This is a genomic window from Hydrocarboniphaga daqingensis (assembly GCF_900129825.1).
Classification (GTDB): Bacteria; Pseudomonadota; Gammaproteobacteria; order Nevskiales; family Nevskiaceae; genus Hydrocarboniphaga; species Hydrocarboniphaga daqingensis.
In genome coordinates, this window is record NZ_FQWZ01000007.1 from 165,262 (window position 1) to 177,746 (window position 12,485).

Genomic DNA, 12,485 nt, shown 5'->3' on the forward strand with positions numbered 1-12,485 from the left:
AAGCCCGGTTTGATCGTGGGGTGGGTGACGACGGCAAGACGAGCGTCGGTGATCAATCCGGGAAAAACAGCACGCGGTGATTGCTGCGATCGGTGACGTAAAGCACGCCGTTGAAATAGGTCGCGCCGGTCGGCGAGCTGAGCGTGCGCGACGACGGCTCGTCGTCGCTGGCGCCGTCCTGATCGTCGTCGTTGGGCGTGCGTGCGCTGTAGCTGTCCTGGCCATAGGTGTCGACGGCCGAGGCGCCGTTGGCGATCGGGAACGAGTCGAACTTGATCACGCGGTTGTTTTCGGCGTCGGCGATGTAGATGCGGGTGCCGTCCGAGGTCACGCCGTACGGCGTCCGCAGCGCGGCTTGTCCGACGCCGGCTGCTGTGCGCGAAAAGTCGGTCTGGCCGATCACGTAGGTCGCGTCGCTACCGCTGCTGCGTGGAATCGACGACCAATACATCACGCGGTTGTTGCCGCTGTCGGACACCAGCAGCCGCAGCCCGTCGGTCCACAAGCTGGCGGGATTGGTCAGACCGTCTTCTTCGTCGGCCGCGGTCGCCGTCGTGAAATCCGGTTGTCCGAGTACGACGCTGGCGTCGCTGCCCGATGCGTCGGGCACGCTGTTCCAGATCAGCACGCGATTGTTGTACTGGTCGACGACGAACAGCTTGTTGTTGGCGATCGTCGCGGCGATCGGAAAGTTCAGCGCGCCGCTGCCGGTGCCCGGATCGTTGCCGCTGAAATCGCTCTGGCCGACGACGACGTCGGCCGGCGTATTGGCGGTCGGCAGGTTGTTCCAGATCAGCACGCGATTGTTGCCGGCGTCGGCCACGACCAGGCGGCTGTCGGTGATCGACACGCTGGCCGGCAGCGCCAACTTGGACGACGAGGTGCCCGAGCTATTGCTGGTGAAATCGCTCTGGCCGATCACGAAGTCGGGCGCCACCGCGCTACTACTCGGAATGCTGTTCCAGCCCAGGATGCGGTGATTGCTGTAGTCGGCCAAGTAGAACAGGCTGCCATTGGTGGCGACGCCGCCCAGTGGTTGCGCCAAGCCCAGCGCGTTGACGCTGTTGCCGCGGTTGGATTGCGACCCGGTGAAGCTGTCTTGACCCAGCAGCGCAAACGCTTCGGGCATGTCGACATCGTCGTCGTCGCTGCTGTTGCCGCCGCAGGCGCTCAAGCCCCACAACATCAGCGTCGACAGGCACAGGATGGAAGTGGCGCGGCGCAGCGGCGTCGAGGGGAACACGGGCATGAAGATCTCTCGTAACGGGTCGAAAAATCAGCGCCGTTGCGGCGGCGCTGTCGAGCCGAGACGATAGGGGCCCATCGTGTTGACCAGCTTTGCGGTATTGCAACCGCCGGTAACGCCGTAGCGGTTTGATGTAACGCGCTGGAACGCGCTGTGTTGGTTGCGCCTGCGTCAGCGCGTCTGGCGCGGCACCGTGATCTGCACGTCCAAGCCGCCGTCGGGATGGTTGCGCAGCAGCAGATGCCCGCCCATCGACTCGACCAAGTCCTTGGTGATCGCCAGCCCCAGGCCCGTTCCGCCGCTGTCGCGGTTGCGCGACGACTCGACGCGGAAGAACGGCTCGGTGACGCGTGGCAGCAGCGATTCGGGGATGCCGGGGCCGCGGTCGCGGATGCGGATCGTCAGCGCGTCGCTGCGGTCGCGGATCGTCAGCACGGCGCTACCGCCGTAGCGCACCGCATTTTCGAGCACATTGGCGATCGCGCGCTCCAGTTGCCCTGGGCGGCAGGCCAGCGTGCGCGCGCTGCCGCGCAACTCGATGTCGGCACCGGTGTCCTGCAAGCGCTCGACGATGATCGCGACCAGCGCGTTGACGTCGACGTCCTGCATCGGCTCGCCGCCATGAACGCCGCGCATGAACGTCAGCGCTTCTTCGACGCGCTTCTGCAGCGTGCCGATGTCGTCGGCGATCGGCGCCTGCAGCGCTTCGGGCAGCAGCGCCAAGCGCAGCTGCAACCGCGTGATCGGCGTTTTCAGGTCGTGCGACATCGCCAGCAGCGCATCGCTGCGTCCGCGCAGAAAGCGCAGCAGCCGGTCCTGCATGCGGTTGAACGCCGCTGCGGCGCGGCGCACTTCGGGCGGCCCGCGCTCGGCCAGCGGCTCGCTACCGACGTCGCGGCCCAAGGCTTCGGCGGCGCGCGACAGTCGTTGCAACGGCCGCATGACCCACCAGGCCGCGAACCAGACGATCAGCGTCGTGATCAGGAAGATTCCGCCCAAGCTCTGCCATGGGGGAATGAAGTTGCGCCGGGCGAACGTGAGCTTCTTGCCGCTGCTGTCGATCGGCGGCGGATTGTCCCAGGGGACTGGCGGACCCCGATCGTAATCCCGCATCGGCAGCCGGAAGCCGGGCTCGGGCATGAAACGCGGCGGCGGTCGCGGCATGCCGAAGTCGCTGCTGGCCTGCAACACCGACACTGGCTGCATCTCCCACAGCAGCCGCATCGTCAGATACTGGCCGACGACGATCACCGGCGAGATCAGCAGCGCCACGCGCAGCGACAGCGGAATGCGGCCGTAGGTGTGATGGAGCACGGCGCGCAGGCGCGCCATCAAGGTCGTCATCAGCGCCGGCGCCCGGTCGGTGGAGGACTCAGCTGCTGCCGATGTCGGCGGTCAGCACGTAGCCGCGATTGCGCACGGTCTTGATCAGCCGGGGCTCGCGGCCGTCGTCGCGCAGCCGCGCACGCAGTCGCGAGATCGCGATGTCGATGCGGCGCTCGAACGGATCGGCCGGCCGTCCGGCCGTGGCTTCCATGATGCGGTCGCGCGTCAGCACTTGATTGGCGTTTTGCAGCAGCAGTTCCAGCAGCCGGAATTCCAGGCTCGACAGCGCGACGATCGCGCCGTCGGGATCGCGCAGTTCGCGGCGCACGGCGTCGAAGGTCCAGCCGTCGAAGGTCCAGCCGCGCAAGCGCGTCGGCGTGGCGCCCGGCATCGCGCTGGCACGCCGGAGCACAGTGCGGATGCGCGCGATCAGCTCGCGCGGGTCGAACGGCTTGGCGACGTAGTCGTCGGCGCCGACTTCAAGGCCGACGATGCGGTCGATCGATTCGCCGCGCGCGGTCAGCATGATCACCGGTGTGTTCGAGCGAGTGCGTAGATCGCGGCAGATCGCCAGCCCATCCTCGCCGGGCAGCATCAGGTCGAGCACGATCAGGTCGGCAGGTTGCTCGGCCAACGCGCGGCGCAGCGCAGCGCCGTCGGCGACGGCGCGTGTCGCAAAGCCATATTGGTCGAGGACCTGGCTGAGCAGTTCGCGGATCTGCTGGTCGTCGTCGACGACGACGATATGCGGGCGTGGCGTGGCGGTCATGAGGCGAGGGGCGGGCCGGGAGTCAGCGTCTGACAACGCTGACGCCAATCAGTTGCGCGCCTCGGTGCCGGCGGGTGGGGGCGCGTCCGGTGAGCAGCGCAGCACTTCGTCGATCGTCGTCAGGCCCTCGGCGATCTTGCTGGCGCCGGCAATCCGCAGCGGCCGCATGCCGTCGGCGACGGCCAGCGTGCGCAGCTCGGCCGGGTCGGCGCTGGCGTGGATGCCGGCGCGCAGCGCGGGCGTCATTCGCAGAATCTCGTAGACGCCGGCGCGGCCCAAGTAGCCGGTTTCGCGGCATTCCAGGCAGCCGCTGGCCTGCTGCGCCGTCGTCGGCAGCGCGAGCGGCCATGGCGCGACCATCTCCTGCCAGCGCTTCGCATCGACGGCAGCCGGCTGCTTGCAGTGCGGGCACAGCGTGCGCACCAGTCGCTGCGCGACGACGCCGACGACGGTGGCCTTGATCAGATACGGCGGCACGCCCAGGTCGAGCAGCCGGGTGATCGCGCTGGGCGCGTCGTTGGTATGCAGCGTGCTCAGCACCAGGTGGCCGGTCAGCGCGGCCTGGATCGCATTCTCAGCGGTTTCCAGGTCGCGGATTTCGCCGACCATGATGATGTCCGGGTCCTGGCGCAGCAGCGCGCGCACGCCGCTGGCAAAGCTCAGGTCGATGTTGGCCTGCACCTGCATCTGGTTGAACGCGGGTTCGACGAGCTCGATCGGGTCTTCAATCGTGCAGACGTTGACGTCGGGCGTGGCCAGATGGCGCAGCGTCGAATACAGCGTCGTGGTCTTGCCCGAGCCGGTTGGGCCGGTGACCAGAATGATGCCGTTGGGCGCGCCGATCATCTGTCGCCACAGCGCGGCCTCGTCGGCGGTCAGGCCCAGTTCGTTGAAGTCCTTTAGCAGCACGGCGGGGTCGAAGATCCGCAGCACCAGCTTTTCGCCGAACGCCGTCGGCAGGCTGGACACGCGCAGCTCGACTTCCTTGCCCGACGGCGAGCGCGTCTTGATGCGGCCGTCTTGGGGTTTGCGCTTTTCGGCCAGGTCCATCCGCGCCAGGATCTTGATCCGGCTGGTCACCGACGGCATCACCGTCGCCGGGATCTGATAGACCTCGTGCAGCACGCCATCGATCCGGAAGCGCACATTGCCGCGTTCACGGCGCGGCTCGATGTGGATGTCGCTGGCGCGCTGTTCGAAGGCGTAGCTGAGCAGCCAGTCGACGATCGCGATCACGTGCTGGTCGTCGGCGGTCAGCTTGCCGCTGCGGCCGAGTTCGGTCAGCTGCTCCAGATTCTGGATGCCACTCTGCACGCCACCGCCGGGCTGACGTCCGCGCTGCTCGCTCGACGCCTTGACCGAGCGCGCCAGCGCATAGAACTCGACGATGTAGCGGTCCAGATCGGCCGGGCTGGCCAAGACGCGGTGCACGTCGCGCTTCAGCGCCGGTGCCAGGTCGCGTTCCCAGTCGCGCAACCACGGCTCGGCGGTGGCGATCACGATTTCGGTCGGCGTGACCTTGACCGGCAGGATGCGCGCCCGCGCCGCGTAGGCATACGGGATCAGCTGCGTGATCCGCGCCACGTCCAGCCCCAGCGGGTCGATCCGGTGATAGGGCAGACCGGCCTGCTGCGCCTGCCACTGCACCAGGGTGTCCAGCGTCAGCCGCTGGCCCGGCGTCCGGGCGTCGTCCCATTCGCAGTCGGCGATCACGACCAGCGGATGACGCGGATCACCCGCGCTGCGGCCGAGCAGCAGCTGCGCTTGTTCCCGCGTGATCCGCTGGTCGCGGATCAGCGCGTCGAGCGCCTCGGTCAGCGTCAGCCGCTGATCGCGGATGACGCCGGCGGCGGTGGGGCTCGGGGACTTGTTCATCGCGTTACGTTAGCATCGGCGACGAATTTCGATGCCTGCCTCGACATGATCCTACGAAATACCGGCCTGCCGATCGTGCTGGCCGCCGCGTTGCTCGGCTCTGCTTGCGCGTCGTCCAAGAGCTGGGTTCCCCAGGTTTCGGCGCCCGACGTGTCCAGCTGGTTCACGCGCGAAAACGCCGTTGCCGTCGTCGAAGTCGGTAACGACAGCCAGTGCAATGCGCCCGACGGCGAAACGCGCCTGCAGTTGCTGGCCAGCGCCGATGCGGTCATGCAGTGGCAGTCCAGCCGCGGCGTTGCGCTGATATCGCAGGCCGCGCTGACGCCAGCGCGCTACGTCGTGGTCGATCTGGGCCAGCGCAGCACCGCCGGCCACGGCCTGGCCGTCAGCCGCCAGGGCGGCTTGCGCGACGGCGTGCTGCTGCTGAAGGCGACCACGTTTGCGCCGCGCCCCGATGCGATGAGCGCCCAGGTCATCACCAGCCCCTGCGCGCTGGTGCGTCTGCCGGCGGTGGAGTTCAAGTCGCTGCGCTTGGTCGACCAGACCGGCAAGGTCCGCGCCAGCACCGGCGTTACCCCGTGAGCCGCCTGCTGCGCGGACTGGCGGCCGTGATGCTGGCGCTGGGCGTGGCCATGCCGGCCGCCGCCGAAGCGCCGAGCACGCCGTCGGACACCGTCGAAGCCTTTCACAAGGCACTGAAGGTCGGTGATGGCCGTGCGGCGCTGGCGTTTCTGCTGCCGGACGTCACGATCTACGAGCAGGGCTTCACCGACAACAGCCGCGACGACTGGGGCAGCCGCCAACTGGCGGACGCCAACCAGTTCGCCCGGCAGACCGAGCGCCGCGTGCTGCGCCGCGAGGCCAGCCAGGACACCAACACCGCGTGGGTGATCTCGACGACGGTCACCGAAGGCCAGTTCGACGGCCGCAAGCTGGTGCTCGATGGCACCGAGACGATGCTGCTGCGCCGCGGTGTCGATGGCTGGCGCATCGCACACATTCATTGGTCGGCGCATTCGCCGCAGGACGAGTAAAACCCGTCCCTTCATTGCGAGCGGCCGTAGAGCCGTCGCTGTCAACGACTCGATAGGAAACCCGCATGTTCAAAACGCTGTCGCGCTTCTTGCTCGGCTCGGCGATGTCGCTGTTGCTGGTGGTCAACACCTGCTTCTGGGCTGTGCCGCTCTACGTGATGATCTTCCTCAAGCTGCTCACGCCGGTCGGCTCGCGAGCCCGAGACCTGCTGTCGCGCGCCGCGTCGGCGCTCGCGCAGAACTGGGCCGTCTGCAACACCTGGTTCGTCGACCACTTTCTGCCGACGCGCTGGCAGATCCGCGTCGACGCCAGCGTCGATCCCAAAGGGCAGTACCTGGTCTGCGCCAACCACCAGAGCTGGAACGACATCGTCGTGTTGATGAAGGCCTTCGGCAAAAAGGCGCCGTTCTTCAAGTTCTTCCTGAAACAGGAGCTGATCTGGGTGCCGGTGCTGGGCCTGGCGTGGTGGGGCCTCGATTACCCGTTCATGAAGCGCTATTCGACCAGCGAGCTGAAGAAGAACCCGGCGCTGCGCGGCAAGGATCTGGAAACCACGCGGCGTGCTTGCGAGCGCTTCCGCAATCAGCCGGGGCTGGTGCTGAACTTCCTCGAAGGCACGCGCTTCACCGTGGCCAAGCGCGACCAGCAGAGCTCGCCCTACCAGCATCTGCTGCGGCCCAAGGCCGGTGGTTTTGCGTTTGCGTTGTCGGCGCTCGGCGAGCGGCTGAACTCGCTGCTCGACATCACCATCGTGTATCCCGAAGGGCCGCTTGGCCTGTGGGGCCTGCTGTCCGGCCAGGTGCGGACGGTGATCGTTGAAGTGCGGCAGCTGACCGTGCCGCACGAATTCTTCGTCGGCAGCTACGAGAGCGATCCGGAGTTCCGCAAGCGCTTCCAGTTGTGGCTGGGCCAGCTGTGGACCGAGAAGGACGCGCGCATCAACCAGATCCTGGCGTCCTTCCCGGGCGAAACGCTCAGCGCTTCGCGGGCTTGGGCGAAACCCACATCCTGATTTCGGCCTCGAACACGGCCTCACCGGCCGTGTCGTAGATCGTCACTGCGGTCGGCAGCTCGAAGCCTTCGTCGCCGAACACTGGCGGCGTCGGGAAATGCGCCACGGCGCGCACGTCGGTGCCGGCCTTCTTCAAGTACGACACCGTCATTCCCTTCGGAATCCAGCGGTGCGTGTCGGGCGGCACGCTGGCTTCGGTCATGATGCCGCCGGCCACTTCGGCCAGGTTGCACATCGCGATCGCGTGCACGGTGCCCAAGTGGTTGGTCACGGCGCGATGCTTCTTGACGCTGGCCACGCAGTGGCCGAACGCCAGCTCGGTGATCAGCGGGCTGATGCTGCCGAAGTACGGGGCCTTCATGCAGATCATCCGCGTGAACAGCCGCGGACCCAGCGGCAGCTTGGACAGGCGTTGCCAGGCGCTCAGCACCATCGGGGTTTTGCTCATCGTTGTGACTCCGTAAGGGACAAGGGAAAGGAATTCGGGGACGCGGCTGGCGGTGCGCCAAAGTCGCGCGCCGCGGCCTCGAGGTCGCGGATCAGCTCGGGTAGGTCGCCGCGCAGCGCCGGCAGATGCACCTGCCAGCCGTTGATCGCGTCGAGCATCGGTGCAGGCTGTTTGAGCCGACCCGCGACGCGGCGCAGTGCCAACTCGATGCCGGTCTCGGTGGCATAGCTCAGCAGCAGCGCGTTCATGCCGCTGCGACTCGGCCGGCGCGGCCCATCGAACAGCGCGGCTTGGGCTGCGATCGCCTGGGCGCTGCGCCGGCAGAATGCGCCCAGGCGCTCGCCAGCGGCGTAGTGCGACCAGTCGGTCGCCAGCGCGTGGTCCCACAGCACGTCGAGGATGATCGGGGCGTAGCGGCGCGGCGTGCCGGCCGCAAACCGCGCCGTCGCGGCCAGCACGCGCGGATGTTGGTCGGTGATCGTGTCCAAGCGCCGATGCAGGCGGATCGAGTGCGCCAGCGCTGGCGTGAAGCGCGTCAGGTCCGGCCCCCGGACGAAGTCGCCGAGCACCGCGCCGGCCAGATCGGCGCCGACGCGGTCGGCCAGCAGCAGATGGGCCAGGAAGTTCATGCCGCTATCGTAGCGACCGCCATCCGCCGGCGTATGGCGTCAGCGCCAGCCAGCAGCCGTCGGGGCGGTGCGACGCGTTGCGGCTCAAATCCCCCGCACCATCACCGACTCGATGCCGAAACGGCACTGAGGGGAAGCAGGCAGACGCTAGCCGGGGAATCTCTCAGGACCGTTTGTCAGCGGTTTCCTACACTCCAGGCTTCCTCGTCTTGCCATTTCACTCGAGCCTATGAGCGTCTCGCGTTTCGTCGTGCGTCATTCGTTGATGTCGGTCTGGTTGGTGCTGCTGGCGGCTTGCGGCAGCGGCAGCAGCGCTGGAGGCACCGGTACGCCAGCGCCCGGTGGCGGGACGCCGCCGACGACGCCCGAAGTGCCGCAACCGGAGCCGCCGGCGCCGACCGCGTCGATCGGCAGCTGCGAGGCCACCGGCGCCGCACGCACGGCCGAGCGTCTGGCACGGATGCGGCCCGGTACGCTGGGCCAGTTCGTCGTCAGCTTCGACGGCAAAGCCGGCGTGACGCCGGCGCAAAAGGCGCTGTTGCAAACGCTGCCGGTGCGTGGCGCTTACACACTCAACCGCCTGCCGATCGCCGGCATCGTCGCCACCCGTGAAGCGGCACAGAAGCTGATGGCCACGCCCGGCGTGCGCTCGCTGCGCTTCAACGACCCGGTCACGCTCGACGACGAAGCCGCCAACGTGCTGACGTCGGTCACGCGCGCCCAGGCGCAGACCGCGCTGGTCAATGCTGACGGCCAGCCGTACACCGGCAAGGGCATCAGCATTCTGGTCAACGACTCGGGCATCGACGGCACGCATCGGGACCTGCAGTTCGGCGGCAAGCTGCTGCAGAACGCGCTCGGCCATCTGAACGGCCTGGGCGACGTGGTCGGCATCAACCCGAATCTGCCGATCGAGAACGTGCCCAACACCGACGTGCTCGGCTCGCACGGCAGCCATGTGGCCGGCATTGCCGCCGGCGACGGCACCGCCTCGGCCGGCCTGTTCACCGGCTCGGCCAAGGGTGCCAGCCTGATCGGTTACGGCTCGGGCGCGGCGCTGTTCGTGCTCGACACGCTCGGCGGCTTCGACTACGCGATGCAGATCCTCGACACGCACCCGGAATACAACCTGCGGATCGTCACCAACTCGTTCGGCAACACCGGCGACGTTGGCACCTGCTTCGACCCGGCCGACCCGACCAACATCGCCACCAAGGCGCTGTCCGACCGCGGCGTGATCGTCGTGTTCTCGGCCGGCAACTCCGGCAGCGGCCCCGACACGATCACCGGCAACTTCAAGAAGGCGCCATGGGTGCTGGCGGCGGCCAACGCCGAGAAGTCGGGCCTGCTGGCGCCGAGTTCGTCGCGTGGCTCGCTGGCGCGCGGCAGCTACTTCACCGACGTCGACGGCGAACGTCTGATCGTCAACGACCGGCCGACCGTGGTCACGCCGGGCACCAACTACATCTCGGCGCGCGCGGTCGCGGCCGACCCGTTCACGCCGCTGGATACCGAGGCCGACATCAGCAGTGGCGCGATCCCGCTGGAGCTGATTCCGTTCTACACGCAGAAGACCGGCACCAGCATGGCCGCACCGCACTTGGCTGGCCTGGTCGCGCTGCTGCTCGAAGCCAACCCGGCGCTGACTTGGCGCGAGATCAAGCCGATCTTCGAGAAAACGGCGACCAACATGCCCGGCTACGAGCCTTGGGAAGTCGGCGCCGGCATGGCCAACGTCGAGGCCGCGCTGGCAATGGCGCTGTCGCTGCGCCGCGACTACGGCGTGCCCAATCACACTCAGCGTGGCTTCTTCGCGTCGATTGCACTCGGCGAGTCGACCGTGACCCCGGTCAGCGTCGCATTTGCACCCGCCGGCGCGGTTGAGCCGGTCAGCTTCGAAGTCGGTGCCGACGACAGCCTGGTGCTGGCGCAGTGGACCCAGCCCGAGGGCAATGCCTGCACCTGCGCAATCGTGCTGACCGACCCGGATGGCAACCGCTACGGCTCATCGATTGCGCTGCCGGTGCTCGGCGCCACGGTCGCGACCTCGGCGCCGGCCAGGGCCGGCATCTGGCAGTTCAGCGTCAGCGGCATCGGCTCGCTGTCGGGTGTGTCGCTCGACCCACTTGGCGTCACCAACGGCATTGCCGGCCCGGGCACCGTCGATGCGACGCTGACCGTGTTCAAGACCGGCACGACCCAGGGTCTGGCCGACATTCGCGGCCGCAGCGACCAGACGACGATCGAATTCGCCGTCGCCAAGCGCCTGGTGGATGGCCTGCCGGCCGGCTTCACGCCCGACGCGCTGCTGACGCGCCGTCAGCTGGCCGAATACCTGATGGCCTTCGGCGTCCGCCAGACGCGCGAGCCGTCGCAGGCCAAGCGCTACACCGACACCACCGGTTTCGCCGCCGCCGTTGCCGATGCGGTGACGGCACCGGGCCAGCTGCTGATGGACCTGTCGCCGGAGGCGCTGCCGCCGCTGGCGCCTGCCAGCAACGGCAAGTTCAACCCGGCTGGCACGGTCAGCCGCCAGCAGGCCGCGTTTGCGCTGGTGCAGGCGATCGGCCGTCAGGCCCTGACGGCGCAGTACGAGGGCATGGATCTGTTTGCGTTCGACGCTGAAGGCAACACGGTGCCGGTGGCGGATGCCGCCGACGTCGATCCGGCGCTGCGTAACCACGTGCAGGACGCCATCGCGCTGGGCATTCTCGACGTGCAGCTGTCGCAGCAGGGCGGCGCCACCGTGGCCCGGATCAACCCCAAGGGCACCGTCAGCCGCGCGGCCTACGCGGGGCTGGCAACGCGCGCCTACAACAGCATTCCGTTCCCGGAATAACGGGAGGTGTCGCGGGCAGCATGGCCGATTTCGGCGTGCTGCCTGCGCTGCGGGTCTAGCGGCGCCAGTGCGTGCGCAGCGCCGCCGGACCGGCGCCGCGGTCGAGGCGGGCCACCAGCAGCAAGCAGCCGACGCCCGACGCCAGCGTCGCCACGACAAAGCTGGTGACGTAGCCCGATGCATCGCCGACGGCGCCACCGACGAAGGCCGCTGCACCCTGCGTCAGCACGATCGCGCAGGCGTACAGGCTGTAATCGGTGCCGGCATGATCGGGGTCGCTGGCGTCCATCATCAGCGTAAACAGCGCCACCGTGGCCATGCCGCCCAAGGCGTGTTCGGCGATGCACGCGGCCCACACCATGCCCACGCCGCCGAGCTTGAGTCCGGCCAGCGCGTACAGCGCGATGCTCGCGGTCTGCGCCAGCCCGAACACCAGCAGCGCCGGACGCCGGCCAAAGCGCCACGCTGCCCAGCCGCCGATTGCGGCGCCGGCCAGACCGGCGCTGGAGCCGACCGTGCCCTTGATCAGCGCGATCGCCTCCTTCTGCAGACCCCAGTCGCGCATGAACGGGCCGATCAGCGAGGCGGCCATCGTGTCGCCGAACTTGTAGGCGGCGATCAGGCCGATGAAGCCGAGCACGCCGGGCTGACGCAAGCGCGTCCACCAGCCGGCGACCAGCGCGCGGCCTGTGATGCGCAGCGGTTCGGCGCGTGCGGCCGGCACGCGTAGCCAGAACGCCGGCAGCGAGCACAGCAGCAGCAACATCGACATCGACAGGAACATCGGCCGCCAGCCGAAGCGTGCGTAGACGTACAGCAGCAGCCCGCCGCCGAGCACCATGCCGATCCGGTAGGCGCCAACCTGAACGCCGTTGGCCAAGCCGCGCTGGCGCTCGTCCAGCAGCCGCACGGCCAGCGCATCGGTGACCACGTCCTGTACCGAAGCAAACAGGTTGAACAGGAAGAACGCGGCGAACAGCGCGGCAAAGCCCTGCTGCAGATCGACCTGGGTCAGCAACGCAGCGCCGGCGGCGCTGCCCAGTTGCAGCGGCAGCAGCCAGCGCCGTGGCGCGCCGACGCGATCGACGAACGGCCCCCAGACGAACTTCAGCGTCCACGGCACGAACAGCAGCGACGTCAGGCTGATCGCCTTCAGCGACAGCCCGGCGTCGCGCAGCAGCACCGGCAGCGCCTGGGTGAAAAACCCGTAGGGAATGCCCTGGGCGATATACAGCCCGGTCAGCAGCATCAGCGTGTACGGCGCTGCGACACGGACGGGCGACAGCGCGGCTTGCGTCATGCCGGC

General features: G+C 68.2%; 11 protein-coding genes. 4 read left to right on the top strand and 7 right to left on the bottom strand.

The genetic code is table 11. The features are described 5' to 3' along the window. Positions 1-52: 52 nt before the first annotated feature. From BUB09_RS14425 to tfpB, 4 genes are all read right to left on the bottom strand, one after another. On the bottom strand, positions 53-1,249 hold the full coding sequence (locus tag BUB09_RS14425) for an NHL repeat-containing protein (protein ID WP_084083465.1): 1,197 nt from the start codon (positions 1,247-1,249) through the stop codon (positions 53-55). A 168-nt stretch (positions 1,250-1,417) separates the two neighbouring features. Continuing rightward, complete coding sequence (locus BUB09_RS14430; protein ID WP_072898648.1) at positions 1,418-2,590, bottom strand: ATP-binding protein; 1,173 nt, start codon at positions 2,588-2,590, stop codon at positions 1,418-1,420. Between the two features lie 28 nt (positions 2,591-2,618). After that, the gene (locus tag BUB09_RS14435) at positions 2,619-3,341 is read right to left on the bottom strand and encodes a response regulator (protein ID WP_072898650.1); all 723 of its coding nucleotides are present in this window, start codon (positions 3,339-3,341) and stop codon (positions 2,619-2,621) included. Between the two features lie 48 nt (positions 3,342-3,389). Then, positions 3,390-5,216 carry a type IV pilus assembly ATPase TfpB gene (gene tfpB, locus BUB09_RS14440; protein ID WP_072898651.1) on the bottom strand — a complete coding sequence of 609 codons (1,827 nt, stop codon included), beginning with the start codon at positions 5,214-5,216 and terminating at the stop codon, positions 3,390-3,392. A gap of 45 nt (positions 5,217-5,261) precedes the next feature. Between tfpB and BUB09_RS14445 the strand changes: the two genes are divergently transcribed. From BUB09_RS14445 to yihG, 3 genes are all read left to right on the top strand, one after another. After that, on the top strand, positions 5,262-5,798 hold the full coding sequence (locus tag BUB09_RS14445; RefSeq protein WP_072898653.1) for a protease complex subunit PrcB family protein: 537 nt from the start codon (positions 5,262-5,264) through the stop codon (positions 5,796-5,798). Then, the gene (locus BUB09_RS14450; RefSeq protein ID WP_084083466.1) at positions 5,795-6,250 is read left to right on the top strand and encodes a YybH family protein; all 456 of its coding nucleotides are present in this window, start codon (positions 5,795-5,797) and stop codon (positions 6,248-6,250) included. The genes BUB09_RS14445 and BUB09_RS14450 overlap by 4 nt, the downstream gene beginning before the upstream one ends. A gap of 65 nt (positions 6,251-6,315) precedes the next feature. Further along, the gene (gene yihG / locus BUB09_RS14455) at positions 6,316-7,263 is read left to right on the top strand and encodes a 1-acylglycerol-3-phosphate O-acyltransferase, YihG family (protein ID WP_072898656.1); all 948 of its coding nucleotides are present in this window, start codon (positions 6,316-6,318) and stop codon (positions 7,261-7,263) included. Here yihG and BUB09_RS14460 read toward each other — a convergent pair. After that, positions 7,226-7,711 carry a hotdog fold domain-containing protein gene (locus tag BUB09_RS14460; protein WP_072898658.1) on the bottom strand — a complete coding sequence of 162 codons (486 nt, stop codon included), beginning with the start codon at positions 7,709-7,711 and terminating at the stop codon, positions 7,226-7,228. The two genes, yihG and BUB09_RS14460, sit on opposite strands and share 38 nt — an antisense overlap. Continuing rightward, positions 7,708-8,340 (bottom strand): acyl carrier protein phosphodiesterase, encoded by a 633-nt coding sequence (locus BUB09_RS14465; protein WP_072898660.1) that lies wholly within the window; start codon positions 8,338-8,340, stop codon positions 7,708-7,710. The genes BUB09_RS14460 and BUB09_RS14465 overlap by 4 nt, the downstream gene beginning before the upstream one ends. 229 nt (positions 8,341-8,569) lie before the next feature. Here BUB09_RS14465 and BUB09_RS14470 point away from each other — a divergent pair, with 229 nt between their 5' ends. Beyond that, the gene (locus BUB09_RS14470; protein WP_072898662.1) at positions 8,570-11,179 is read left to right on the top strand and encodes a S8 family serine peptidase; all 2,610 of its coding nucleotides are present in this window, start codon (positions 8,570-8,572) and stop codon (positions 11,177-11,179) included. Positions 11,180-11,234: 55 nt separating this feature from the next. Here BUB09_RS14470 and BUB09_RS14475 read toward each other — a convergent pair whose 3' ends face one another. Continuing rightward, positions 11,235-12,479 carry an MFS transporter gene (locus BUB09_RS14475; RefSeq protein WP_072898663.1) on the bottom strand — a complete coding sequence of 415 codons (1,245 nt, stop codon included), beginning with the start codon at positions 12,477-12,479 and terminating at the stop codon, positions 11,235-11,237. Positions 12,480-12,485 lie beyond the last annotated feature (6 nt).